Consider the following 25106-nt stretch of genomic DNA (forward strand, 5'->3'; position numbering starts at 1 on the left):
GGCCAACGCCTAGCCGTTTCGGGCATTCAGTAATTCATCATCCGTCTCGGCGCTGTCGCGCCGATCCACCTTCTCCCTCAAAGGGGGAAGGGCCACCACCCCTCCCATCCACCGCCCCCCAATGCTACCCTCCGCCCAACCGGAGGCCGATCTTGCGCAATTTCGATTTCACCTCATGGCAGGCGGTCCTGACCTCGGTCCTCGGGCTGCTTCTGTTCACGCTGGTCGGCATGGGGATCAGGCTCCTCATGATGATGACGATCCAGGCGCGGCGCGAGCGCCAGAACCGCCAGATCAACGAACGGCTGAAGGTGCTGATCGCGGCCTACAAGACGCTGGGCGGCTCCTTCACCGGCACGCTGTCGGTCAATCCCGCCCACATGCGCGACCTGCGCGCCGCGCCGCCCGAGGGAGCGGAAGACGCAACCGGCGAGCCCTCCGGTTCGGGCGCCACCCCCTCCGAGCGGGCGCGGCGCATCCGCGACGCGGTGGAGGCCGCGCTCTCCGATATCGTCCTGTTCGGCACCGAGGAGCAGGTGGCGCTTGCCGCCGCCGCCATGCGCGACATGGCCGCCGGGCAGCCGGTGCTCGTCCACGACCTCGTCATCTCGCTCCGCAACCACATCCGCGAAGTCCTCGACCTCCAGCCCATCCCGGCCGGCATCGTCATCCCCAACCAGGGCCCGGCGCGCCCGTCAGGCGCGGGTGGCGGTCGCGAGCGCGGCGGCGATCAGGGAGCCGGGCGCGGGGGAGCGGGCATGGGCGGAGGGATGGCCGGGGGAATGGCTGGCGGCATGGCCGGTGGTGGCATGGCCGGCGGCGTCGCGCTCGGCCTCGATACCGACGACAGACCCGACAAGGGCTGAGCCCTTCCCCCGCGCGGCGCAATCCTTTATGGCGTCCGGACAATTCTTCCGGACGCCATGAACCAGACCTCACCTGCATCCCAAACCCGCTCCCTCGGGCCCCTCTTCCTCGGAATCGACACCGGCGGCACCTACACCGACGCGGTGCTGTGGGCCGAGGGGTCAGGCTCCAATCCCGGCCGTGTCGTCGCCAAGGCAAAGTCGCTAACCACCCGCCACGATTTGGCGGTCGGCATTTCCGGCGCGGTGGACCGTGTGCTGGAGGAAGCCACGATCGACCCGGGCGCTATAAAACTCGCCTCCATGTCGACAACGCTCGCCACCAACGCGCTGGTCGAAGGGCAGGGCGGCCGCGCGGCGCTGGTCATGATCGGCTTTTCCGAATCCGACCTCGACCGCGACGGCCTGCGCACGGCCCTCGGCTCCGACCCCGTCATCTTCTGCCCCGGCGGCCATGACGTCCACGGCCGCGCCGCCGAGCTCGACCTGTCGGCTCTGGAGGCAGCACTGCCCGAACTCGGCCGCGGCGTCTCCGGCTTCGCCGTCTGCGCCTATTTCGCGACCCGCAACCCCGCCCACGAGATCGCCGCCCGCGACCTGATCCGCGCCGCAACCGGCCTGCCGGTCACCGCCAGCCACGAGCTCTCGTCAAAGCTCGGCGGCCCCCGCCGCGCGCTGACGACGCTGCTCAACGCGCGCCTCATCTCCATGATCGACCGCCTCGTCGCCGCCACCGAAGGCTTTCTCGCGGCGCGCAACATCGCCTGCCCGCTGATGGTCGTGCGCGGCGACGGCGCGCTGGTCTCCGCTGCCTTCGCCCGCCAGCGTCCCATCGAGACCATCCTCTCCGGCCCCGCCGCCAGCCTCGTCGGCGCCCGCCACATGACCGGCCTCGACAACGCCATCGTCTCCGACATCGGCGGCACCACCACCGACGTCGCCGTCCTCGATCGCGGCCGCCCGCGTCTCGACCCGGAAGGCGCGACCGTCGGCGGTTTCCGCACCATGGTCGAGGCGGTCGCCATGCGCACCTTCGGCCTCGGCGGCGATTCCGAAGTGCAGCTCGAAGCCGGCGCGCTCGATCCAAAAATCCTGCTCGGGCCCCGCCGCTTGTTGCCGCTGTCGCTTTTGGCGCTCACGCACGGCAACGACGTTGCGACCGAACTGGAGCGCCAGCTCCGCTCCCCGAACCCCGGACGGCTCGACGGCCGCTTTGCCGTGCGCACCGGCGTGCCCGAACGACTTGCCGCCGGCCTCACCGCGCCGGAGGCAAAGCTCTACGAGGCGATCGGCGCGGTTCCGTTGGCTCTCGACAGCCTGCTATCGACCACAGCGCAGCTTGCGACGCTCAACCGTCTGGTGGCGCGGGGCCTTGTCCATGTCGCCGGCTTCACGCCCTCCGACGCGGCTCACGTGCTCGGTCGCCAAGCCAACTGGGATGCCGCTGCCGCAGAACTCGGCGCTGAGCTCATGGCGCGCCGCCGCGACGGACGCGGCCAGCCGGTCGCGCAATCAGGGGAAGCCTTCTCGGAGCGCGTGCTCGCGGCACTGACCCGACAGTCGGCGGAAGTCATCCTCGAAACCGCCTTCACCGAGGACGGCTTGGACGGCGCGGCGACCGTCGCGCATGCGCTGGTGCAGCGCGCGGTCGATAGCCAGCATGGCATCGCGCGGCTGACGGTCGCGCTCGACCGGCCGGTGATCGGCCTCGGCGCTTCCGCCGGCCTGCACTATGCCGGGCTTCCGCCGCTTGTCGGCAACGCCTGCGAGGTTCCGTCCGATGCAGACGTCGCGAATGCGCTCGGCGCGGTCGTCGGTCAGGTTCGCGTCTCGGCGGACGCTACCGTCAGCCAGCCGTCGGAGGGCGTCTTCCGCCTCACGGTCGGCGACGACGCGCCACGCGATTTCGGCTTTGAGGAGGAGGCGCTGGCCGAGGCCGAGACGCGCATCCGCGTCATGGCCGCCGAACGCGCGCTTGCAGCCGGCACCGACACCGCCGAAGTCGACATCGAGCGCGACATCCAGGCAACGATCGTGGAAGGTCGGCGCATGTTCATCGAGGCGCGGCTCGTGGCCACCGCCTCAGGTCGTCCACGAATTGCGGACTAAAGCAAGCCGGCGGCTTGCGCTTCCTGCCTGAGATTCTGGCGCGGGCGCGGACCGATCTGCTGTATCACTAGCGCGGCAGCCAGTGAACCAAGGTCGCCGCAGTGCTTCAGGTCGAGGCCGGCTGTGTAGCCGTAGAGGAAGCCGGCGGCATAAAGATCGCCCGCGCCTGTCGTGTCGACCAGTTCGCGGATCGGAACCGCGTCGATCCACACCGTCTCGTCGCCGCGTACAATCACCGAACCCTGCTCAGAGCGCGTTACAGCAGCTATCGTGCAATCTTTGCGGATCGCCTCCAGCCCTGCTTCGAAGGACGATGTCTGGTAGAGCGACTTCAATTCATGGTCGTTGGCGAAGACGATATCCACGGTGCCCGACCGCATCAGGTCGAGGAACTCGTCGCGGTAGCGATCGACGCAGAAGCTGTCGGACAGCGTCATGGAAACCTCGCGACCGGCCTTGTGGGCGTAGTCGGCCGTCAGGCGGATCGCTTCCTTGGCGCGCGGCGGATCCCAGAGATATCCCTCGAAATAGGTGACCTTCGACCCGGCAGCTTTGTCAGCCTCGACATCCTCCGGGCCCAGTTCCACGCAGGCACCGAGATAGGTGTTCATCGAGCGCTCGCCGTCCGGCGTCACGAAGATCATCGAGCGCGCCGTCGGCGGCTCGCCGGTCAGCGGCTTGGTGTCGAAAGCGACGCCCTGCGCGCGGATGTCGTGTGTGTAGATATGGCCGAGCTGGTCGCTCGCGATCTTGCCGAAATAGGCTGCGCGTCCGCCGAAACTGGCGACGCCGGCCGCCGTGTTTCCCGCGCTGCCGCCTGAGGCCTCGGTCGCAGGTCCCATGCGGCTGTAGAGCAGCCCGGCGCGATCCATGTCGATCAGGTTCATGGCGCCCTTGATGATGCCGTTCTCGGCGAGAAACGCATCGTCGCACTGCGCGATGATATCGACGATGGCGTTGCCGATGCACAGGACGTCGTAGTCGCTCATGAAGGTCCCCGAAGTGAATTCCACCGCTGTTGTGGCACGGCGGCCCGAAAAGGGTCTAGCCGCTGCGGGTCTTTTTGCCTACCCGCGGCAGCGTCGTTCTTGTCGCATGCGGCTTTGCCGCCTATCTCCCTGCGGAACCGGAATGACCAGATGATATTCGACTCCGCCCGCGCCGCCGCCAGCCAGCTTTTCCTGCCGGAATTCCGCTCGGTCTTCTGGAAGACACTCAGCCTGACCCTGCTTGCGCTTGCCGCCCTGTGGTTGGGCCTGAAAGAGCTTTTCGACTGGCTTGCCCTGCCCTGGATCGATGCGCTGTTGCCCGGTTTTCCCGGCTGGGCCGGTTGGATAGGCTTCATCGCCGCGATTGTTGCCGGGATCGGTCTGGCGCTCGGGCTTGCCCTGCTGATCGCGCCGGCGACCGCCATCGTGGCCGGCCTGTTCTTGGACGATATCGCCGAGACTGTCGAGCGGACCGACTATCCCGCGGACCCGCCCGGAACTCCGGTTCCACTCCTGCGGTCGATCTTGCTGGCATTGAAGTTCTTCGCCATCGTTGTCCTCGGCAATCTGATTGCCTTGATCCTGCTGCTGGTACCGGGCGTCAACATCGTCGCCTTCTTTGTCGTCAACGGCTACCTTCTCGGCCGTGAGTTCTTCGAATTCGCGGCGATGCGTTTTCGCCCGGAGGCCGAGGCGAAGGCGCTCAGATCAAAACATGCGTGGGCGATCTTCCTGGCCGGGCTTGTCATCGCCGGCGTTCTTGCAATTCCGCTCGTCAACCTGCTGACGCCGTTGTTCGCAGCGGCCATGATGGTACATCTGCACAAGGCGATCAGCGCGCAGGAAAGCGCGGCTGGCAGACGAGCGTTGGAAGTTGCAAGTTGAGATCACCCCGTCCCGGTAGAACCGAAGCCGCCTGCTCCGCGCTCGGTGGAACCGGCAAGGCTGCGCTCCTCGACGGTCGCCCGCTCGACGGCCGCGAAAAGAATCTGGGCGATGCGGGTGCCGCGGGTGATTTCGAAGTCGTCGTTGCCGAGATTGACGAGCAGCACCTTTACCTCGCCGCGGTAGTCGCTGTCGATCGTGCCGGGTGTGTTGAGGCAGGTGATGCCGTGCTTGAAGGCAAGGCCGGAGCGCGGGCGAACCTGCCCCTCGAAGCCCTCGGGTATTTCCATGACCAGCCCTGTCGGCACCAGTGCACGTCTTCCCGGCACAATGACCAGCGGACGATCCTCCGGCACGGCCGCGCGCAAATCCATTCCGGCGGCGCCTGGCGTCTCGTAGGAAGGTAACGGCAGGCCTTCGCCATGCGGGAGACGCACCATGCCGACGACAGGGCCGGAAACGGGAGTTTTGCGGAGGGCGGTATTCATTAAAGCCGACCTATCGAAGAAACCGCCGGGCGGGTCAACATCGACGTCATGCCAATCAACTGCTTTCTTCGCACAAACTGCCCGCGAAAGGGTTCGTAACGCATGCATGTGACATGCTGACAGGATCTGTCAGGACCGCTGTGCCATAGGGAAGAAAAGGAGAGATCATGGCCGGCGAATCGACCGAACGCGCCCCCGCGCTCAAGGAAATCTTCAATCGCGAGCGTCTTGCCCATATCGCCCGCGAAACGGCTGGTGTCTGGCCGGCCTTTGATCGCAAGCGGTTCATGAAGCTGGCCACCGAAGGGCCGGACGATCTCGGCATCATGCAGCGCATGCGGCTGGTGGCGACAAGCCTGCACGAGACGTTTCCTGAGGATTTCGCGAAGGCGGTGCCGATCCTGGAAAAGCTCGCCCCGCGCATAGGACACGCCTTCACGGCGATATCGCTCTCCGAATATGTCGCACTCTACGGTCAGCAACATTTCGACCGGTCGCTGGATGCGCTCAAGCTGTTGACGCGTTTCGGTTCATCGGAATTCGCGATCCGCCATTTCCTGGTCGCCGATTTCGAAAGGACCATCTTCGTCATGCGCGGATGGGCGGATGACGACAACGAACATGTCAGGCGTCTGGCCAGCGAGGGTTCACGACCACGCCTGCCGTGGTCGTTCCAGTTGAAAAACCTGATCGCCGATCCGTCGCCTACCGGGCCGATCCTCGACGCCTTGAAGGCGGACCCCAGCCTCTACGTGCGCAAATCCGTCGCCAACCATCTCAACGACATCGGCAAGGACCATCCAGATATGCTCGTCGAGCGCGTTTCCAACTGGGAGAGGTCCGACAAGCACACGGCGTGGATCGTGCGACATGCGCTGCGGACCCTGATCAAGAAAGGTGACCCGCTCGCGCTGGCGCTGATCGGCACGACGGGCAGGGCCGAGGTCAAGGTTCTGGACTTCAGCGTCGACCCCAAGAAGATCAACCTCGGCGACCGCATCACGACGCGGGCCAAGCTGGTGTCCGCTTCGAAAACGGCGCAAAGGCTCGTCGTCGACTACGCGGTTCACTACGCGAAGAAAAACGGTCTCTCCCGCAAGGTGTTCAAGCTCAAGGAGATCGATCTCGCGCCGAAGGCGACCGTCGATCTCGCCATCAGTCAGACCGTCAGGGATTTCACCACCCGAAAACACAATGCAGGCTTCCATCGCGTGGAACTTCTGGTCAACGGTGCGGTCCTTGCAGAGAGCGGTTTCGACCTCCGCATCGGGGATAGCCGGACCCGCTAAAAAATACCGGCAGCCATGCGCCGGGCGCTCTTTACAATCGCGCGGAGTCGGCGTTCCGTCCTTACTTCAGCCAGGTTTGAGGGAGCCGAGCGATGGTTCTGGGAATGACGCTTACCGCCTACACGATCCTGCATGTCGTCCTCAGCATCATCGGCATCGCCACCGGCCTTGTCGCCGTCGGCGGCCTGCTTGCCGGCCACCGGCTGAGTATCACGACGGCGATCTTCCTGATCACCACGCTGGCGACGACGCTCGGTGGCTTTCTCTTCCCGTATAACGGCTTCACGCCTGCAATCGGTGTCGGCATCGTGTCGACTATCGTCCTGCTGATTGCGATCGCGGCGCGGTACGTATTTCGCCTGCGTGGAGCGTGGCGGTGGGTCTATGTCGGCACGGCGGTGCTCGCGCTCTACCTCAACGCCTTCGTGCTGGTGGTGCAGTCTTTCTTGAAGGTGCCTGCGCTGAACGTCTATGCACCCACAGGATCGGAGACGCCCTTCGCGGTCACGCAAGGCATCGTACTCGCCGTTTTTATCGTGCTCGGCATCGTGTCGATCTGGCGGTTCAGGCCGGCAACCGCCTGACGGTTCCCGGCCTGCCCGGCGAAGAACGGTCTAGCTGCCCAGCCCCTCGAACAGGATAGTGGACAAGTACCGTTCGGCGAAGGACGGGATGACGACAACCATGTCCTTGCCGGCATTTTCCGGCCGCGAGCCGACGACGATCGCCGCCTGTAGCGCAGCGCCCGAAGAGATGCCGACCGGCACGCCTTCGAGGCGGGCGACGAGGCGCGCATTGGCGACCGCGTCGTCATTGGAGACCTTGACGATCTCGTCATAGACGGTGGTGTCGAGGATTTTTGGTGCGAAGCCAGCGCCGATGCCCTGGATCTTGTGCGGGCCGGGCTGGCCGCCCGACAGGACCGGCGAGGCTTCCGGCTCCACGGCGACGACATGCACGGAGGGCTTGCGCTGCTTCAGCACCTGGCCGACGCCGGTGATGGTGCCGCCGGTGCCGATGCCGGCGATGAAGATGTCGACCTTGCCGGCGGTGTCGTTCCAGATCTCCTCTGCGGTCGTGCGGCGATGAATCTCCGGATTGGCAGGGCTCTCGAACTGCTGCGGAATAACGGCGCCCGGAATGGACTGGGCAAGCTCGTTGGCCTTGGCGATGGCGCCCTTCATGCCCATCGGGCCTTCAGTGAGCACCAATTCCGCACCGAGCAGCATCAGCATCTTGCGGCGTTCGAGCGACATGGTCTCCGGCATGGTGAGGATGAGCTTGTAGCCCTTGGCGGCCGCCGCGAAGGCGAGCGCGATGCCGGTGTTGCCCGAGGTTGGCTCGATCAACGTGTTCTTGCCGGGTGCGATCCTGCCATCGGCTTCCAGCGCCTCGATCATGGCGACGCCGATGCGGTCCTTGACGCTGGCAATGGGGTTGAAGAACTCCAGCTTGGCCATAAGGTTGGCGACGATGCCCTTTTCGGCCGCAAACTTGTCGAGCCTGACCAGCGGCGTGTCGCCAATCGTCTCGGTGATGGAATTGTAGACGCGACCGCGGCCGGGAACGTGAGTGGTGACGGGCTTGTTCATCGAAAGCTCTCCTCTTCGCGGGCGAAGATAGAACTTCGGATCGGGAAATCCGAGCGAAAATCTTGCTTTTTTGCGTGATCTATTGCCGCGTCGCGATCGCCGCAGCCGCGCCAGCCATGAAGGCGGCGGCGGTTCTGCTCAAACCCTTCAGCGCGCGCGGCGTTTTCAGGAACCAGCGCGCCCGCGCCGCCAGCACGAGATAGGGCAAAAGCACGACGAGCAGCACGGCGATGGTGAGCAGCACCAGAATGCCGTAGTCCGCCACCGTTATGGTGCGCAGGTCGACGATGGTCGGCGTGATGGCGAGGTAGAAGATCATCGTCTTCGGATTGCCGAGCGTCAGCGTCAGCCCGGCAAGGAAGTTGCTCAGGAAGCCGCTCTTCGCCTTGCGCGCCTCGATGCTTTCAGGCGTGATGCCCTTCGTCCAGAAGGTCCAGGCGAGATAGCCGAGCCAGGCAACGCCCAGCCATTTGACGACAAGAAAGACCGTTCCGAAGGTCTGTGCCACGAGGGCAAGCCCGAGCACCACCGCCGTCAGGTAGACAAGGTCGCCAAGGATGAGGCCGAGCGACATGTAGAGCGACGAACGGAAGCCGGAGCCGAGCGCGCGGGCGACCAGCGCGGTTATGCCGGGGCCGGGAATGGCGGCTGCAACGGCTAGGGCGCCGCAATAGGCGATGAAACCGGCAAGGGTCATGGAGGTCGTCCGTGAAATTCGGCTCTGCCGATATCAGATGCGGAGCGCGTATTCACGCGAATTGACGTGATCGATGCATCAGCGTCTTTGATGGGCGTCTTGCCTGTCGACAAACTGGCTTTGTCCGTGTATCGGGCACGTCCCTTCCGTTCCGCCACATATGAGGAAACTGCCATGCGCCCGTTTTTCGGCGGCATCGATTTCGGCACGTCCAATTCTACGGTCGGCGTCATCGAAGGCGGCCGGCCTCGGCTGACGCCGCTCGAACAGGGCCACGTCACGCTTCCCAGCGCGATCTTTTTCAACTTTGAGAACAACGGCGTGCTCTTCGGCCGCAACGCCATCACGCACTATGCAGACGACGTGGAAGGCCGCCTGATGCGCGCGCTGAAAAGCGTGCTCGGCAGTTCGCTGGTGCATGAGAAGACACGGTTGAAGGCGCGCTCGGTCACCTTTATCGATATCGTCGGCATGTTCATCGGCCACCTCAAGGGCAGGCTGGACAGCCATGCGGGTGAGGATGTGGATACTGTCGTGCTCGGACGCCCGGTTCAATTCGTGGACGACGATGCCGAAGCAGACATGGCTGCACAGGACGAACTGGAGAAGGCGGCACGCGCCCAAGGGTTCAGGAATATCGCCTTCCAGTTCGAGCCGATCGCCGCGGCGCTCGACTACGAGCAGGGCGTGACGGCCGAGGAACTGGCGCTGATCGTGGACATGGGCGGCGGCACGTCGGACTTTTCCGTCGTGCGCGTGTCGCCTGAAAGGGCGAAGGCGGCCGACCGCAAGGCCGATATCCTTGCCAATCGCGGCATCCACATCGGCGGTACCGATTTCGACCGCTTGCTCAGCCTGCAGCATGTCATGCCGGAACTCGGCTATCTGTCGGCCACGAAGGACGGCAAGCGCAACCTGCCGGCCGGCTATTTCGTCGACCTCGCGACGTGGCAGCGCATCAACCTGCTCTATACGGCCAAGGCGATGTCTGACCTGCGCCAAATCCGCTATGAAGCGTCGCGGCAGGACCTGGTGGATCGGTTGATCGCGGTGGTCGAGCATCGGTACGGCCACGCGCTGGCGACGCTGGTGGAGCGGGCCAAGATCGAGCTGACCGACCGGAGCGAGGCGACGGTGGCGGTTCGCTTGCCGGGAGCCTCGTTCGAGGCGGTCATCAGCCGCGCCGGGTTGGAGGAGACGATCCATGCCGACATCGACAGCGTCACGGCGACGGTGGCGCGAACGATCGCGGACGCGGGCCTTCGGACGGACGATATAACCGCCGTGTTCCTGACCGGCGGCTCAACTGCGGTGCCGCTGGCACGCCGGAGCATCCTGTCGCTGGTGCCGCAGGCAAAGGTGGTGGAAGGCGACGTGTTCGGCTCAGTCGGGCTGGGCCTGGCGCTCGACGCGCAGAAAAAGTTCGGATGATTACGGCGTCGCTGCCGCACGTTCGGTAATGAACTGCTTTATCCGCTCGGCCATGAACGGGTGAAACGGGTTCCAGCGCTGGCGCGTCATCATGGTCGGCGGGATGGACAGCGTGTTGTTCTCGCCGTGCAGCGCCAGCCGTCCGAGCCTGATGCCGGGGTTCTCGGAATTGGGGTCTTCGCCATAGAGCGGATCCTCCTCCGAAAAGGGCAGCGCGATGTGCGACAGCGAATAGATATCGTCAGGCCACGACAGACCGAGTTCAGTCGTAGTGGCGGTCTCTGTGCCGGCTGAGCGGCTGCGCAGGACCGCGTCGAAGCTGGTCGCGTTGCGGTTGGTGACGATATCGACGGAATAGGCTCGCGGAGGCCCGGCGACGAGACGCTCGGTCTCTATCGACCGGCGAAGCAGGCCTTCGGCCTCGTAAAAGCGGTTGACGTCGAACACCACCAGATCATGCTGTCCCGACGGCAGCCGGTCGAACAGATTGGTGACGACGGCGTTGGCGATGACCGTGGCGTCGGCCGCCGACTGGAAGGCAAGGATCGGTGCGACCTCGCCCAGTCGGCCAGTCTGCGCCAGCCTGTTAAGTCCAAGCTGGACCTTCTGTGTCATCTGCCAAGCCTGCTCGCCCGCGTTGACGGCGAAGGAATTGTATTTGTACGGGTCGAACTCGGGCAGCACCGACGACCAGGCGAGCTTTTCGAGGCCGAGGAGGTCGCTGACGCGGGCCTGCCAGTTCGAATAGGCGGCGGCGCGGGTTATGCCAATCTCCGGCTACATCAGGACGAGGCCGGCGGGAACGGGCAGGGTCGGGTCCTCGATCGCCTCGATGTCGTAGTTGAGCGCCAGGGCCGCGCCGTTGGAATAGCCGATGATGAAGATCGGCTTGTCGCCCAGCACCTCCTTCATGTGCCGCATGGCGAGGCGGACAGCGGCGGTCATGTCGTCGGCGACCGTGTATTTGAGCGCGGAGGGCGCGGTCCCGTGGCCGGGTATGCGCAAGCCGACCACATGGGCGCCGGCGTCGCGCATCATGGCGCCGAAACCACGCAGGCTGTAGGGGCTGTCCGAATAGCCGTGCAGCATGAGCACGCCGAAGGGCGCGGTGCTGTCGCCATACTCGAAGGTGTGGTTCCAGTTGGGCGTCCAGATTCCAGGATCGGAGCGGCTGCCGGTGGTGTAGCGGTTGAAGAAGGAGCGCTCGGCCTCCGGGACCTTGTCGTAGACCTCGGTCTTGAGCTCGGCGAACAGCGCGTCCTCCAGCTCCAGATATTCGCGGAAGGTCGAGATATTGGATTTCGCCGTGAATTCGCCGTCGAGGTCGGCCTTGTGCCAGACCGACAGGTCCGGCTGCGCGTTCATGTAAAGGATACCGGCGACGGCGATGGCGATGACCGCGCCGGAAACGAACAGCACGATCGCGTAGGAGGTCAGCAGGAGATAGCGCCAGATACGGCGCCTCACGCGCGGCGGAAGTTCGTCGATGACGTTGCTCATCGGGCGGTCAGGCTTGCTTGCGGGCGGGGGCGGGGAGATGCGCGATCACGTCGCGCTCCCCGGAAACCGGTCCTCGAGCTGTTTCTCCAGTTCGATCAGGTCTTCGGGCAGCGGCATGCCCATGGCGCGCAACTCGTTGAGTTTTTCGCGCACCTGTTCGAGCAATTCATGCTCGTCCTCTGGCTGGTTGACCATCTCCTGCAGCAGCAGGCTGATCTCGGCCTTGATATCTTCGAATGCCATTCTGTCGCCCCTCCGACGAGAAAGGCAGACTACATCAGGCTTGCGCCTGCCGCTAGCGCAGCATGCGAGAGATGAGCTGGGCGGTGTAGTCGACCATCGGCACGATGCGCGCGTAGTTGAGCCGGGTCGGGCCGATGACGCCGAGCGCGCCGATGACGCGCGCGTCCTTGTCGCGGTAGGGCGCGACGACGAGGGATGAGCCGGAAAGCGAGAAAAGCTTGTTCTCCGAGCCGATGAAGATGCGCACGCCCGAGCCTTCCTCGGCGAGGCCGAGAAGCTGGACGAGGCCTTCCTGCGTCTCGAGATCCTCGAAGAGGCGGCGCAGCAGCTCGATGTCAGCCTGCGCGGTGATGTTTTCCAGAAGGTTGGCGCGGCCGCGCACGATGAGGCGCGATGGCAGCCCGCCCTCCGTGCCGGCCCAGACGGCGAGGCCCCTCTCGACCAGATCCTGCGAAAGTGTGTCGAGCGCGGCGCGGGTTTCTTCCTGGATGCGCGCGATCTCGGTCTTGGCCTCGGCGAGCGTGCGGCCACGGATATGGGCGTTGAGGAAGTTCGATGCTTCGTGCAACTGCGAGACTGTAACGCCTGCCGGCAGATCGATGACGCGGTTTTCCACGTCGCCGTTCTGGGAAACGAGGACGACAAGCGCGCGCGCCGGTTCGAGCTGGATGAACTCGATATGCTTGAGCGCGACCTCGTTGTTGGCGGTCAGCACGAGGCCCGCGCCGCGCGACATGCCCGAAAGCAACGAACTGGCCTCGGTCAGCATCTGTTCGAGGCTGGCGCTGTTGCCGGAAGCCTTGACCTGCGCCTCGATGACCCGGCGCTCTTCCTCCGACAGGTCGCCGATCTCCATGAAGGAATCGACGAAGAAGCGCAGACCCTGCTGGGTTGGCAGGCGGCCGGCCGAGATGTGCGGCGCGTAGACGAGGCCGAGCTGTTCGAGGTCGCTCATCACGTTGCGTACGGTGGCCGGCGACAGCGAGGAGGGCATCATGCGAGACAGGTTGCGCGAGCCGACCGGCTCGCCGTCACGCAGGTAGGATTCGACGATGCGCCGGAAGATGTCGCGCGAGCGCATGTCCAGCATCTGCAGATTCTGATCGAGGACTGCTTTTGTCATCGCGTCCGAAACCTCCAAGGTCCAAGATATAGACAGCCTGTGCCGGAACGCAAAGTGTTGGCTAAGCATGCCGTGTGGGTAAGGTGGACGGGCAGGCTTTTCCTTTGCGCTGGTGGAAGTGGAGGGCTAAAAGCCGCCAAACAGAGATTCCAGCGGGGAAGTGCCCTTCATGCGTCCATCCAAGCGCCAATTCGACGAAATGCGCGCCGTTTCCTTCGAACGTAACGTCTCCAAGCATGCTGAAGGCTCGTGTCTCGTGAAGTTCGGCGACACCCATGTGCTGTGCACGGCAAGCCTGGAGGAGAAGGTGCCGGGCTGGATGCGCAATTCCGGCAAGGGCTGGGTGACCGCGGAATACGGCATGCTGCCGCGCTCGACCGGCGACCGCATGCGCCGCGAGGCATCATCCGGCAAGCAGGGTGGCCGCACGCTGGAGATCCAGCGCCTGATTGGCCGATCCCTGCGCGCCGTCGTGGACCTGCAGGCGCTGGGCGAGCAGCAGATCACCATCGACTGCGATGTGATACAGGCCGATGGCGGCACGCGCACGGCGTCGATTACTGGCGGCTGGGTCGCGCTCTACGATTGCCTGCGCTGGATGGAGGCGCGCCAGATGGTGAGCGTACAGAAGGTGCTGCGCGACCACGTGGCGGCGATCTCCTGCGGCATCCATGACGGGCAGCCTGTGCTCGACCTCGACTATGTCGAGGATTCGTCCGCCGGTACCGACGCGAATTTCGTCATGACCGGCAAGGGCGGCATCGTCGAGGTGCAGGGCACGGCGGAAGGCGTACCGTTCAGCGAGGCGGAGTTCCTGTCGCTGATGGAGCTTGCCAAGAAGGGTATTTCGCGGCTGGTCAGCCTGCAGCAGATGGCGGTGGCCTGAGCGACATGAAACCGTCCGCCATCCTCGAATCGGCGCTTTATGTGACCGACCTCGATGCGGCGGAGGCGTTCTATCGCGATGTGATCGGGCTCGAGCGGATCGCGAAGGTGGACGGCCGTCATGTCTTTTTCCGTTGCGGGCAGGGCATCCTGCTGCTGTTCGACGCGGAGGCGACACGGCACGCACCGCCGCCGGATGCGAAGCTGCCGGTGCCGCCGCATGGGACTGTCGGCCAGGGACATCTCTGCTTCGCAGCGACTGCGGCGGAGATCGAAGCTTGGAAGGCGACATTGGAGGCGCATGGCGTCGCCATCGAGGCTGATTTCGAATGGCCGTCGGGAGGTAGATCGATCTATTTTCGCGATCCGTCCGGCAATTCGATCGAGTTCGCCGAACCGAGAATATGGGGACTGTGATGCGCGCGCTCGAAGGCAAGAGAATCGTCGTGGCGAGCCATAATGCCGGCAAGCTGAGGGAGTTTGCCGACCTGATGGGACCTTTCGGGCTCGAGGCGAAGTCGGCCAAGGAATATGGTTTGCCGGAGCCCGACGAGACCGGCACGACCTTCGAGGAAAACGCCTATATCAAGGCTTTTGCCGCGGCCAACGCCACCGGCCTGCCAGCGCTGTCGGACGATTCGGGACTGGTGATCGACGCGCTTGACGGGCAGCCCGGCGTCTACACGGCAAACTGGGCAGAACTGCCTGATGGCACCCGCGATTTCGGCATGGCCATGCAGAGGGCCGAGGTAGCGATGCAGGAAGTCGGCGCCACGGAGCCCGCACAGCGTACCGGCCGCTTCGTGGCCGTGATCTGCCTCGCATGGCCCGATGGCGAGGCAGAATATTTCCGCGGTGAGGCGGAAGGCACGCTGGTCTGGCCGCCGCGGGGCGAAAGCGGCTTCGGCTACGATCCGGTGTTCCTGCCGGAGGGGCACATGCGTACCTTCGGCGAGATGACGGCCGAGGAGAAGCATGGCTGGAAGCCGGGACAGGCGCAGGCCCTGTCGCACCGGGCGCGGGCGTTCCAGAAGTTTGCCCGCGCCAAGCTCGGATCGGCATAAGATCAGGATGGGCGGAAGAAGCGCGTGGCCGCGATGACGCACGACAACGCACCCGGCTTCGGGGTCTACGTCCATTGGCCGTTCTGCGCGGCGAAGTGCCCCTATTGCGACTTCAACAGCCACGTCCGGCACCAGCCTGTGGACCAGGAGCGGTTCGTGGCCGCCTTCGAGACTGAACTGGCGACGATGCGCGAACGTACTGGAGCGCGCACGGTCACGAGCATTTTCCTCGGCGGCGGTACGCCGTCGCTGATGAAGCCGGAGACGGTCGGCGCGGTGCTCGACGCGGTGGCACGAGAATGGGTTGTGCCTGACGGTATCGAGGTGACGCTGGAGGCGAATCCGTCCTCGGTCGAGGCCGAGCGGTTCCGCGGATACCGCGCGGCCGGTGTGAACCGCGTCTCGCTCGGCGTGCAGGCGCTGCACGACAGAGACCTGCGGTTCCTCGGCCGGCTTCACAATGTCGAGGAAGCGCTGGTCGCCATCGATCTCGCGCGCAAGACCTTCCCGCGTCTGTCCTTCGATCTGATCTACGCGCGGCCGGGCCAGACGCCGGAACAGTGGGAAGCGGAACTGAAGGAGGCGATCGGATATGCCGTTGACCACCTGTCGCTGTACCAACTCACCATCGAGGAAGGCACGCGGTTCCACGCGCTGCATGCTGCTGGCAAATTCGAGATTCCGGATGGCGACCTAGCGGCCGAACTTTATGCTGCGACACAGGAGGTGACGGCGGCGCGCGGCCTGCCGGCCTACGAGATTTCGAACCATGCCAAGCCGGGCGCGGAAAGCCGTCACAACCTGACTTACTGGCGCTACGGCGAGTATGTCGGGGTCGGGCCCGGCGCGCATGGACGGTTCGTCGAGAATGGCCGGCGCGTAGTCACGATTGCGGAGAAGATGCCCGAGACATGGGCGAATCTCGTCGAGGCGCGGGGTCATGGCGTGGTGGACGGCGAAGTGTTGACGCGCTCGGAAGAGGCCGACGAATTTCTGCTGATGGGACTCCGGTTGGCCGAGGGCATAGACCTGACGCGCTACGAGGCGCTGTCTGGACGGGGCTTTGCGCCGGGAAGGCTGTCTGTGCTGCAAGATGAGGGGCTGGTCGCACCGATCGGCAATTCGCGGTTGCGCGCGACGCCGTCCGGCATGATCGTGCTGGACGCAGTGGTCGCCGACTTGGCGCGCTGACGAATGCGCCTGCCGTCGAGGCGGGCAATCTAGATGTCGAACCGACTCGCCACCACTGAATCAGTGAGCGATCGCGCGCCGGTCGCGACGTCTTATGATTGCGACTGGCGTTGTAAGCGGGGACGGCAGAACGATTTCGACGTCACGCGCCTGGGGCTGCTGTTTGGCGGCCGAACGCTTGTTCGTCTCACGAGACTCGTCCTCGCGCCCCGCATAGTAAGGTTCGAACGTATCGTGGATGATGAGGTTGGACATCGCGTCCTCCCCGGACGTTGTTCTTGTCGTTCATTCAACCCGCCAGCCGAACTTTCGTTCCCGATCATGGCCAAGCGATGGCAGCTTTTCGAGAAAACGAAAGGCCCAACGCGACAGGCGCTGGCGGGCCTGCATCGTAGGACGGAGCAACTCCTTACTTCGACTAAAGAGACTTGCCCGGCATGGCCGCCGGCTGATTAATGCGACGATGGACAATCAGCAGAAAACATACATTGTCGGACAGGCCGAAATTCCTGCGCGGCCGCTGGATCCGGCGCTCTATCTGGTGGCGACGCCGATCGGTAACCTTGGCGACATCACGCTGCGCGCTCTGGAGACGCTTGCAGCTTGCGACGTGCTTGCTTGCGAGGACACGCGCGTGACGCGCGTGCTGCTCGACCGCTACGGGATAAGGCAGCGGCCTGTTGCCTATCACGAGCACAACGCGGGCGAGGCCGGACCGAAACTGATCGCGGCTCTCGAGGCAGGAAAAAGCGTGGCACTGGTGTCGGACGCCGGGACACCGCTGGTTTCCGATCCCGGATTTCGCCTCGTGGAGCAGGCACAGGCTGCGGGGGTGCGGGTCGTGCCTATTCCCGGACCTTCGTCCGTGCTGGCAGCGCTGACGGCATCGGGATTGCCTTCCGATTCGTTCCTGTTTGCCGGCTTCCTGCCGGTGAAGGACGGACAGCGTAAGTCACGGCTGATGGAATTGGTTGCCGTGCCGGCGACCCTGATCTTCTTCGAGTCGCCCCGTCGGCTGGCAGATATGCTTGTTGCGATGGCCGAAGTCTATGGTGACCGGCGCGCCGCGATCGGGAGGGAACTGACGAAAACCTTCGAGGAAATCCGAACAGGGACGCTTGGCGAACTCGCAACCCACTATGCGGATGCCGCGACGCCAAAGGGCGAGGTCGTCGTCTGCGTCGGACCGCCCGAAGAAAAGGCGGACGCGCCTGAGGATATCGACCGACTGCTGGTTTCGTTGGCCGGGGAGATGCCGGCCTCGAAGGCGGCGGCCGAAGCGGCGAGGATGACCGGCCAGCCCAAGCAGGCGCTCTACCGACGGCTGATGGACCTCAGGGATGGCTGAACGGTCCGGCGACGACCTGCTGCGCAAGCGGCGGAAGGCTTATCGGCGCGGTCACTCCAGCGAATGGCTGGCTGCGGCCGCCCTGATGCTGAAGGGATACCGCATCGTGGCGCGGCGTTATCGCACGAAACTCGGCGAGATCGACCTGATCGCGCGGCGCGGCAATCTCGTGCTGATCGTCGAGGTCAAGGCGAGGAAGACGCTGATCGAGGCGATGGAGGCGATCGCCCGCGAGTCCGAACGGCGCATCGATGGTGCCGCCGACCTGTGGCTGGCGAGGCAGCGGGATTACGCGAAACTGTCGCTGCGCTTCGACATGGTGGCGGTTCTGCCGTGGCGTTGGCCCGTGCATGTTAAGAATGTGTTTTACGGCAGAATCTGAGCTTCTTCTCGCGACGCACCCAGTTATTTCGCAGACAAGTCAACTACCGACCTGCGTCACTGCGCCCATTGGGCGACCCGTCTCCGCCCCCGTTGCCCTTTCCGTTGTTACCCTTGCCTATTGACGGCGAAGGGTCAGGCGAGGGGTCGGGGGAAGGGCTGGGTGCAACGCCAGGCGTGGGTGGAGATACCGCACGCGCCCTCCTTTCAGGCGTTACCGATGCAGTAGTGACGCAGCCGGCGCCAACCCTGAACCGGCTAGACAGGCGCTGCTTGCCCGTTATGAACGGAAAAGCTTGTGCGCTTCGCATCTTTTGAAGCGCGTCCCTATCGAGGCGTTTCGGATCGGAAACGCCTTTCCCAGGCGTCGCCATGATGTAGTCGCAACGTTTGCGCAGGTCACGGCAGCCATTTGCACCGCAAAACTGAACCGACCCCTTGAGGAGCACAACGGCGGTCACGCCGCCCTGACCGATAAAAACATCGAAAGCGGTTCCACGAATGCCAATAGTGCCGGCAGGCGTTGCGATTTTGTACGCTGATGAATTGGAACCACCGCTTATCCAGCGGAAACTGCCTCTTGCAGCATTTATGGTCAGGTTCTTGACCGAACTGTCGCCGGCGTAGACAAACTTGTCTATGACGACCGAAGAGTTGGACCCAACCGCAAACTTCGTGCCATCGTTAAACAAGAACTCGCCAAGTCCAGTGTTGGAAGTCTTTATACGTTCGTTTCGATGGACGGGAGACTTGGTCGCAAGCGATGTACCGTCGCCGGTAACCGATGTAGCGATAAGCGTCGCTTTTCCGACAGGCTCAGAGAGGACAACCGAAACGGTTGCTACCATCCAAGCCACGCCGACACCAACGATGTGCATCAATCGTAGACGCATGGCCTCAACCCAACGAGACACGATACAGATCAGGGCAGGCACGACATACTTAATAAACTCCTAACGTAACCTAACGGCAGATTTTGTCAATGGACGAGCTGGTCGTGGCTCGCTATCGGAACGCTGTGCGATTTTTTGCTTTGGAGAAAGAAATGACGCTTCCCGACCGCCTGAGCAATGACCCGCGCAGCCCCTTCTATAATGAAGAGTTGCTGCTGAACGGCATTGGCATCCGGTTCAACGGCAAGCAACGGACGGACGTCAGCGAATATTGCGTCAGCGAAGGCTGGATCCGCGCGCAGGCGGGCAATTCCAAGGATCGTTTCGGCCAGCCGATGACCATCAAGCTGAAGGGAACGGTCGAGCCGTTCCTGGAGCAGGAATAGTCACCGCTTCCTCGGACTTACCCGCATGGGCAGGCCGCCCTGCGGCTGGGTTGTAAGCTTCTGCACCGGCCATGGCTTCGTTTCGGAGGTCGTGTCGAAGCGGAAGCGGTTCATCAGAACGGCGAGCGCGATGATCGCTTCCTGCATGGCGAAAGACGCGCCGATGCAGACGCGGGGGCCTGCGCCGAAAGGCAGATACTGGTAGCGGTCCATCTTCTGGCGGTTTTCGGGATGGAAGCGGGACGGCATGAAGGCGTCCGGCTTCTCCCAGAGCTTGCGGTGGCGATGCACCGTCCATGGCATGACCAGCACCGCGGCCTTTGCCGGAATATCGAGGTCGCGCCATCTTTCCGGAACGATCGGTTCGCGATTGATGGAAGGCGCCGGCGGATAGAGGCGCAGCGCCTCCTCGAAGGCGGCGCGCGTCAGCGGCATGGCGTCGAGCCATTTCGTCGGGTCGGGCTCGCGGGCGAGCACCGCATCGATCTCGGCCTCGATCGCGTCGCGTTCCCACGGCGCCTCGGCGAGGCAGAACAGCGTCCAGCCCAGCGCCCGTGCGGTCGTCTCGTGGCCAGCGCCGATGAAGGTGATGATGTTGTCCTCGATCTCGCCGCGCGTCAGGCCGTCCGGGCCTTCGGCGCGCAGGAGCAGCGTCAGGAAATCTTCGGGCACGTTGGCATCCTTCGCCATGCTGGCGCGCCGCATCTCCATCGTGTCCGCGACGATCTGGCGGAAATAGGCCATTGTCTTGCGGCCCCGGATGCGGGTGACGCGCGGCAACCATTCGGGAGCGCGCAGCAGGTCGAGCGGATCGACACGACCCATCGTCTCGAACAGGCGATCGATCTGGTGGGCGAAGCTGCCCGGCTCGCCGGCAATCTCGCCTGAGAAAAGCGTCTCGGCGAGGATGTCGTAGGTGAGGTTTGTCATGTCGACGGCCATGTCACGGACGCCACCGTCGTCGTAGCGCTCCGCGAAGGCTTCAGTGCGCTTCAGCATGGGACCGGCGAAACCGAAGATGTGGCGCGGCGTGAAGATCGGCGCCATGGCCTTGCGCGAACGTTTCCAGACGTCGTTCTCGGCAGTCAGCAGCCCATCGCGAAGGATAGGCCGGAGGACCAACTGGCGCACCGTTGCCATCCGGTAATTCTTCGCATTGTCGACAAGCACGTGCTTGATCAGAGCCGGATCATTGGCGATGACCAGCGGCCCGCCCACGCCGGTGACCGAGATATAGGGCTCGTTGTAGGAGGGCTCGCCCCATAGCTCGAGCGGGTTGCGATAGACGATCCGCATCATTTCAAGCATGGAGGGCGGTTTTGCTCGCGGCGCTGGTGCCGGCGGCACGAAGGGGGCGGGCTTTGTATCCATCACATGCTCCGTTCAGACACATGTAGTACGAGCCTCGAACCGTATCCATACGCCGGGTGATCAAACACGGTTTATCGCATCCCGAGGGCGGATGCCTCGAACGCTGCGGACTGGCGATTTTAATCACGGCCACGCGGCGCATAAATCATTGACAAGGCAGCCGGATTATTGTGCCGATCCGGGACTGCGTTGTCCCAAGGCGAAATGGCCGCAAACCTTGGAAAAACCACCATTCCGACCTATATCTCAGGCATGCCGAAGCGCGCGATTCGGGGCAATGGATCGGCGCTTTTTTCGCAGTAGTCAGACGAAAGCATTTCATGAGCGACCAGACCGAGAACACTCCCGGCGCTGCAGCCGAGTACGGGGCCGATTCCATCAAGGTTTTGAAGGGGTTGGATGCCGTCCGCAAGCGGCCGGGCATGTATATCGGCGACACCGACGACGGCTCTGGCCTGCATCACATGGTCTATGAGGTGGTCGACAACGCCATCGACGAGGCGCTGGCTGGCCATGCCGATCTCGTGACGGTGACGCTCAACCCCGACGGCTCGTGCACCGTGATCGACAACGGACGCGGCATCCCGACCGATATCCACCCCTCGGAAGGCGTTTCCGCTGCGGAAGTCATCATGACGCAGCTTCATGCGGGCGGAAAGTTCGACCAGAACTCCTACAAGGTTTCCGGCGGCCTGCACGGGGTCGGCGTTTCCGTGGTCAATGCGCTGTCGTCCTTCCTCAAGTTGAAGATCCGCCGCGACGGCAAGGTCCACGAAATGAGCTTCACGCATGGCAATGCGGACGCACCGCTTGCGGCGACAGGAACTTATGTTCCGGACAAGCAGCCGGGCACCTATGAAGGACGCTCGGGCAGTGCGATCACCTTCCTGCCGTCCACCGAAACCTTCACCAAGGTCGAGTTCGATTTTCAAACGCTGGAGCATCGTCTGCGCGAACTCGCCTTCCTGAACTCGGGCGTGCGCATCGTGCTGACCGACGCGCGCCACGCCGACGTGAAGTCGACCGAACTGCTGTATGACGGAGGGCTGATCGAGTTCGTGAAATATCTCGATCGTGCCAAGAAGCCGCTGATCGGCGAGCCGGTCGCGATCAAGGCGGAGCGCGACGGCATCACCGTCGAGGTCGCGATGTGGTGGAACGACAGCTACCACGAGAACGTACTCGCCTTTACCAACAACATTCCCCAGCGCGACGGCGGCACGCACCTGGCCGGGTTCCGTGGCGCATTGACGCGGCAGGTGACGGGTTACGGCGAGTCGTCGGGCCTGACCAAGAAGGAAAAGGTCGCGTTGACCGGCGACGACTGTCGCGAAGGTCTCACGGCCGTACTGTCGGTGAAGGTTCCTGATCCGAAATTCTCGTCACAGACCAAGGACAAGCTGGTCTCGTCCGAGGTGCGTCCGGTCGTGGAAAGCCTCGTCAACGAGGCGCTTGGGACCTGGCTGGAGGAACATCCGGCCGAGGGCAAGATCGTCGTCGAGAAGGTGATCCAGGCTGCGGCCGCCCGCGAGGCGGCACGCAAGGCGCGCGACATCACCCGCAAGACGACGCTCGGCGTCACGTCGCTGCCGGGCAAGCTGGCCGACTGCCAGGAACGCGATCCGGCGAAGTCCGAACTGTTCATCGTCGAGGGTGATTCCGCTGGCGGCTCTGCCAAGGGCGGGCGTTCGCGCCAGAACCAGGCCATCTTGCCGCTCCGCGGCAAGATCCTGAATGTCGAGCGCGTGCGCTTCGACCGCATGCTGTCTTCGGAGATGATCGGCACGATGATCACGGCGCTCGGCACCAGCATCGGGAGCGACGAGTTCAACCCTGACAAGCTGCGCTACCACAAGATCATCATCATGACCGACGCCGACGTGGACGGCGCGCACATCAGGACGCTGTTGCTGACTTTCTTCTTCAGGCAGATGCCGGCGCTGATCGAGCGCGGCCACCTCTATATCGCGCAGCCGCCGCTCTACAAGGTGAGCCGGGGCAAGAGCTCACAATACCTGAAGGACGAGCAGGCGTTCGAGGAATACCTGATTGAAACGGGCACCGACGACGCATCGCTGACGCTGTCGTCCGGCGAAGTGCGTGTCGGGCAGGACCTGCGCAGCGTGATCGACGACGCGCTCGCAGTGCGTTCGCTGATCAACGGGCTGCACACGCGCTACAGCCGTTCCGTCGTGGAGCAGGCGGCGATCGCCGGTGCGCTGAATGCGGCCTTGCTCGCCGACCTCGGCGCAGCGGGCGACATGGCGCAGGCCGTGGCGAAGCGCCTTGACGCGATCGCCGAAGACACAGAGCGCGGCTGGATCGGCAGGCTTTCGACCTCGAATGAGGGGCCGGGTGGCTATGTGTTCGAGCGGACCGTGCGCGGCGTGAAGGAGTCCGCAAGCATTGATGTCGCGCTGGTCAACTCGGCTGATGCGCGCGCCATCGATCGCTATGCCGGCAAGCTCGGCGAGGTCTATGCGCAGTCGCCGGTGCTGCGGCGCAAGGACGAGTCGCAGGCCATCTCCGGTCCGACGGCGCTGTTGGATGCGGTGTTCGCGGCCGGTCGCAAGGGCTTGACCATGCAGCGCTACAAAGGGCTGGGCGAGATGAACGCCGAGCAGCTTTGGGAAACCACGCTCGACCCGAACGTCCGCTCGCTGTTGCAGGTGAAGGTGACTGATGGCACGGATGCCGATTCGCTATTCTCGCGGCTGATGGGCGACGAGGTCGAACCGCGCCGCGAATTCATTCAGGAGAATGCGCTTTCCGTGGCCAATCTGGACGTTTGACAGCGCTGCCACGCAGGCGAATTGTCGCGGAAATCGCTTCCTGGGTCTCTTGAAGCTCTAGCGGCTAGAGAAATTATGTTGCCTGCATCGAAAACCGTCAGGTGCATGGATACAGCGTTTCAGAAAACCCGCTTTCGCATTGAAGGCATGGATTGCGCGGCGTGCGCGGCCAAGATCGACAAGGTCGCACGTGGCGCGCCCGGCGTCCGCGAGGTCAGCGTGTCGGCCACTGCAGGGACGATGCTGCTCGAGCATGACGACAGAGTCGACCTCGAAAGCATCGCGGCCGGTCTGGTCGCCATGCGCGACGAGCCGCGCGCGGATGCGCGCGAAGGTATCTGCGCGCAGGCCGACCGCATCGCCGTCGAGCAGTTCGAGGGGTGCGTGGAAAGATCGGAAAGCTCAAACGCCTTGAGAGCGAGCTTGACCGCATCGCTACGCGTTGTCATGGCGATCAGATCAAGGATTGTTACGTCATTCAGGCGCTGGCCAATCACGATCTTTGTGAAAGCGAGCACTGATGGCTTGACGTCTGCCGAGGACGTGCGCGAACTGCGCTCACCCTAGGGGAGCCGGATATGATTGCCGAAACGATCAAGTTCGTCCTGACCAATTTGCCGCTCATCCTTTTTGTGCTGGCGATTGCCTTGGGCTATCTGACGCGACGCCCCGAGGCGGCGGCGGAACGCTACCTCGCGTGGCTCCTGTTGCTATCCGTGGGTATCGACGGAATATGGGCCGGGATATTCCATGTATTCTTCCCAGGCATAGCTTCCGCGCAGATTGGCTGGACTCCCAGCCCCTTCGAATTCGAGATCGGCGTCGCCGACATGGCGTTGGGCATCGTCGCCGTCATTGCCTTCTGGCGCAGCCTGTCGTTCCAGAGCGCCATCGCGCTTTATGCGATCCTGTTTTACGTCGGCGTCACCATCGGACACTTCCAGCAGGCCTTCGCCAAGGGCGACTATTCTCCCGACAATTTCGGCGCGCTGCTGGTGATCACGATGGCGCGCGCGATATTGTTGACGCTGCTGCTGGACGCCGCCTGGCGAGGCAAAAAACCATCTGAGGGCAGCGCCCGCCCATCTTCCCTAGATTGACGTCGGACGGGGCTGGCCTAAATGGCCAGTGAGACCGACGAACAAGGGAAAATATCTTTGCAGAAGCGATCGATCGTTCTGGCATTCGCGGCGTCGTTGCAGCTTGGCCTCCTGCCGTTGCCGGCTGCCGCCCAGTGGGCTCCTCCCACGTCCTGCGATCAGAATTCCGGATACGAGTTGGAGAATTGCCTCAAGGCTGCGCTCACCGAGGCCGACACCGCATTGAACACTGCCTACAAGATAGCGCAGGCCGCGATCGAGGCGGATGCGGAATCGACAGCCGCTGCCAAGCAAGCCTGGCAGGCAGATCTCGTTGCCGCGCAACGCGCCTGGATCGCCTTCCGCGATGCCAACTGCAAGTTCGAACTGATTGCTGCCGAATGGCACAACGGAAGCGGCGCGACGTCGGCCCAGCAGGCTTGCGTGCTTGCGCTCACCCTTCAGCGGACGGAAGAACTGACCAAGCGCTACACATTGAATTGA

The 25106-nt window shown here is 63.8% G+C and carries 28 protein-coding genes; 17 read left to right on the forward strand and 11 right to left on the reverse strand.

The genetic code is table 11. From position 1 onward, the window contains the following. Positions 1-152 precede the first annotated feature (152 nt). Together ABMA32_RS03260 and ABMA32_RS03265 are read left to right on the forward strand one after the other, a co-directional pair. On the forward strand, positions 153-866 hold the full coding sequence (locus ABMA32_RS03260; protein WP_349012290.1) for a hypothetical protein: 714 nt from the start codon (positions 153-155) through the stop codon (positions 864-866). A 57-nt stretch (positions 867-923) separates the two neighbouring features. Then, the gene (locus ABMA32_RS03265; RefSeq protein ID WP_349012291.1) at positions 924-2975 is read left to right on the forward strand and encodes a hydantoinase/oxoprolinase N-terminal domain-containing protein; all 2052 of its coding nucleotides are present in this window, start codon (positions 924-926) and stop codon (positions 2973-2975) included. Here the strand turns inward: ABMA32_RS03265 and ABMA32_RS03270 are convergent. Then, positions 2972-3964, reverse strand: a complete 993-nt coding sequence (locus ABMA32_RS03270) for an adenosine kinase (protein WP_349012292.1) — start codon at positions 3962-3964, stop codon at positions 2972-2974. The two genes, ABMA32_RS03265 and ABMA32_RS03270, sit on opposite strands and share 4 nt — an antisense overlap. A 150-nt stretch (positions 3965-4114) precedes the next feature. Here ABMA32_RS03270 and ABMA32_RS03275 point away from each other — a divergent pair, with 150 nt between their 5' ends. After that, positions 4115-4849, forward strand: a complete 735-nt coding sequence (locus tag ABMA32_RS03275) for a sulfate transporter family protein (RefSeq protein ID WP_349012293.1) — start codon at positions 4115-4117, stop codon at positions 4847-4849. 2 nt (positions 4850-4851) lie between these two features. On the opposite strand, the gene dut is transcribed toward ABMA32_RS03275, so the two are convergent. Next, positions 4852-5337 carry a dUTP diphosphatase gene (dut, locus tag ABMA32_RS03280; RefSeq protein WP_349012294.1) on the reverse strand — a complete coding sequence of 162 codons (486 nt, stop codon included), beginning with the start codon at positions 5335-5337 and terminating at the stop codon, positions 4852-4854. Positions 5338-5504: 167 nt separating this feature from the next. Here dut and ABMA32_RS03285 point away from each other — a divergent pair, with 167 nt between their 5' ends. Next, positions 5505-6626, forward strand: coding sequence for a DNA alkylation repair protein (locus ABMA32_RS03285; RefSeq protein WP_349012295.1), 1122 nt, complete (start codon positions 5505-5507; stop codon positions 6624-6626). Between the two features lie 92 nt (positions 6627-6718). Continuing rightward, entirely contained in the window at positions 6719-7210 is a 492-nt protein-coding gene (locus ABMA32_RS03290; protein ID WP_349012296.1) for a hypothetical protein, read from the forward strand. Positions 7211-7240: 30 nt separating this feature from the next. On the opposite strand, the gene cysK is transcribed toward ABMA32_RS03290, so the two are convergent. Both cysK and ABMA32_RS03300 read right to left on the reverse strand, forming a co-directional pair. Continuing rightward, the gene (cysK, locus tag ABMA32_RS03295) at positions 7241-8218 is read right to left on the reverse strand and encodes a cysteine synthase A (protein WP_349012297.1); all 978 of its coding nucleotides are present in this window, start codon (positions 8216-8218) and stop codon (positions 7241-7243) included. Between the two features lie 79 nt (positions 8219-8297). Further along, the gene (locus tag ABMA32_RS03300) at positions 8298-8915 is read right to left on the reverse strand and encodes a LysE family translocator (RefSeq protein ID WP_349012298.1); all 618 of its coding nucleotides are present in this window, start codon (positions 8913-8915) and stop codon (positions 8298-8300) included. A 174-nt stretch (positions 8916-9089) separates the two neighbouring features. On the opposite strand from ABMA32_RS03300, the gene ABMA32_RS03305 reads away from it, so the two are divergent. Continuing rightward, positions 9090-10346 carry an Hsp70 family protein gene (locus ABMA32_RS03305; protein ID WP_349012299.1) on the forward strand — a complete coding sequence of 419 codons (1257 nt, stop codon included), beginning with the start codon at positions 9090-9092 and terminating at the stop codon, positions 10344-10346. Here ABMA32_RS03305 and ABMA32_RS03310 read toward each other — a convergent pair whose 3' ends face one another. The 4 genes from ABMA32_RS03310 to hrcA form a co-directional block, all read right to left on the reverse strand. Continuing rightward, positions 10347-10961, reverse strand: coding sequence for a hypothetical protein (locus ABMA32_RS03310; protein ID WP_349012300.1), 615 nt, complete (start codon positions 10959-10961; stop codon positions 10347-10349). 162 nt (positions 10962-11123) lie between these two features. After that, entirely contained in the window at positions 11124-11846 is a 723-nt protein-coding gene (locus tag ABMA32_RS03315; protein WP_349012301.1) for an alpha/beta hydrolase, read from the reverse strand. 45 nt (positions 11847-11891) lie between these two features. Next, positions 11892-12089, reverse strand: a complete 198-nt coding sequence (locus ABMA32_RS03320) for a hypothetical protein (protein WP_292769994.1) — start codon at positions 12087-12089, stop codon at positions 11892-11894. A 52-nt stretch (positions 12090-12141) separates the two neighbouring features. Continuing rightward, positions 12142-13212, reverse strand: coding sequence for a heat-inducible transcriptional repressor HrcA (gene hrcA / locus ABMA32_RS03325; protein WP_349012302.1), 1071 nt, complete (start codon positions 13210-13212; stop codon positions 12142-12144). Positions 13213-13381: 169 nt separating this feature from the next. Between hrcA and rph the strand changes: the two genes are divergently transcribed. The 4 genes from rph to hemW are packed head-to-tail and all read left to right on the forward strand — an operon-like array spanning position 13382 to position 16352. Next, the gene (gene rph, locus ABMA32_RS03330; protein ID WP_292769990.1) at positions 13382-14098 is read left to right on the forward strand and encodes a ribonuclease PH; all 717 of its coding nucleotides are present in this window, start codon (positions 13382-13384) and stop codon (positions 14096-14098) included. Positions 14099-14103: 5 nt separating this feature from the next. Next, positions 14104-14514, forward strand: a complete 411-nt coding sequence (locus ABMA32_RS03335) for a VOC family protein (RefSeq protein ID WP_349012303.1) — start codon at positions 14104-14106, stop codon at positions 14512-14514. After that, complete coding sequence (gene rdgB, locus ABMA32_RS03340) at positions 14514-15161, forward strand: RdgB/HAM1 family non-canonical purine NTP pyrophosphatase (RefSeq protein WP_349012304.1); 648 nt, start codon at positions 14514-14516, stop codon at positions 15159-15161. Before ABMA32_RS03335 ends, rdgB begins: the two co-directional genes overlap by 1 nt. Before the next feature lie 33 nt (positions 15162-15194). After that, positions 15195-16352, forward strand: a complete 1158-nt coding sequence (hemW, locus tag ABMA32_RS03345; protein WP_349013316.1) for a radical SAM family heme chaperone HemW — start codon at positions 15195-15197, stop codon at positions 16350-16352. A gap of 60 nt (positions 16353-16412) precedes the next feature. Here the strand turns inward: hemW and ABMA32_RS03350 are convergent, their stop codons facing one another. Further along, positions 16413-16607, reverse strand: a complete 195-nt coding sequence (locus ABMA32_RS03350) for a hypothetical protein (RefSeq protein WP_349012305.1) — start codon at positions 16605-16607, stop codon at positions 16413-16415. Positions 16608-16815: 208 nt separating this feature from the next. Here ABMA32_RS03350 and rsmI point away from each other — a divergent pair, with 208 nt between their 5' ends. Further along, positions 16816-17700: a 16S rRNA (cytidine(1402)-2'-O)-methyltransferase gene (gene rsmI, locus ABMA32_RS03355; protein WP_349012306.1), complete on the forward strand. Its 885-nt coding sequence runs from the start codon at positions 16816-16818 to the stop codon at positions 17698-17700. Beyond that, entirely contained in the window at positions 17693-18082 is a 390-nt protein-coding gene (locus ABMA32_RS03360) for a YraN family protein (protein ID WP_349012307.1), read from the forward strand. The genes rsmI and ABMA32_RS03360 overlap by 8 nt, the downstream gene beginning before the upstream one ends. Before the next feature lie 43 nt (positions 18083-18125). Here ABMA32_RS03360 and ABMA32_RS03365 read toward each other — a convergent pair whose 3' ends face one another. Continuing rightward, positions 18126-19016, reverse strand: coding sequence for a FecR family protein (locus tag ABMA32_RS03365; protein ID WP_349012308.1), 891 nt, complete (start codon positions 19014-19016; stop codon positions 18126-18128). Between the two features lie 110 nt (positions 19017-19126). Here ABMA32_RS03365 and ABMA32_RS03370 point away from each other — a divergent pair, with 110 nt between their 5' ends. Further along, positions 19127-19360, forward strand: a complete 234-nt coding sequence (locus ABMA32_RS03370) for a DUF3297 family protein (protein WP_349013317.1) — start codon at positions 19127-19129, stop codon at positions 19358-19360. Here ABMA32_RS03370 and ABMA32_RS03375 read toward each other — a convergent pair whose 3' ends face one another. Then, the gene (locus ABMA32_RS03375; protein WP_349012309.1) at positions 19361-20731 is read right to left on the reverse strand and encodes a cytochrome P450; all 1371 of its coding nucleotides are present in this window, start codon (positions 20729-20731) and stop codon (positions 19361-19363) included. A gap of 320 nt (positions 20732-21051) precedes the next feature. On the opposite strand from ABMA32_RS03375, the gene gyrB reads away from it, so the two are divergent. The 4 genes from gyrB to ABMA32_RS03400 all read left to right on the forward strand — a co-directional run bounded on the left by gyrB (position 21052) and on the right by ABMA32_RS03400 (position 25106). Beyond that, a complete protein-coding gene (gene gyrB, locus ABMA32_RS03380; protein WP_349012310.1) occupies positions 21052-23523 on the forward strand; it encodes a DNA topoisomerase (ATP-hydrolyzing) subunit B in 2472 nt (823 codons plus the stop codon). A gap of 105 nt (positions 23524-23628) precedes the next feature. After that, on the forward strand, positions 23629-24090 hold the full coding sequence (locus tag ABMA32_RS24285) for a cation transporter (RefSeq protein WP_425475462.1): 462 nt from the start codon (positions 23629-23631) through the stop codon (positions 24088-24090). 11 nt (positions 24091-24101) lie between these two features. Further along, the gene (locus ABMA32_RS03395; RefSeq protein ID WP_349012311.1) at positions 24102-24623 is read left to right on the forward strand and encodes a DUF6790 family protein; all 522 of its coding nucleotides are present in this window, start codon (positions 24102-24104) and stop codon (positions 24621-24623) included. Between the two features lie 57 nt (positions 24624-24680). Beyond that, positions 24681-25106, forward strand: coding sequence for a lysozyme inhibitor LprI family protein (locus tag ABMA32_RS03400; RefSeq protein WP_349012312.1), 426 nt, complete (start codon positions 24681-24683; stop codon positions 25104-25106).

The organism is Mesorhizobium quangtriensis (assembly GCF_040081925.1).
Lineage (GTDB): Bacteria > Pseudomonadota > Alphaproteobacteria > Rhizobiales > Rhizobiaceae > Mesorhizobium_K > Mesorhizobium_K quangtriensis.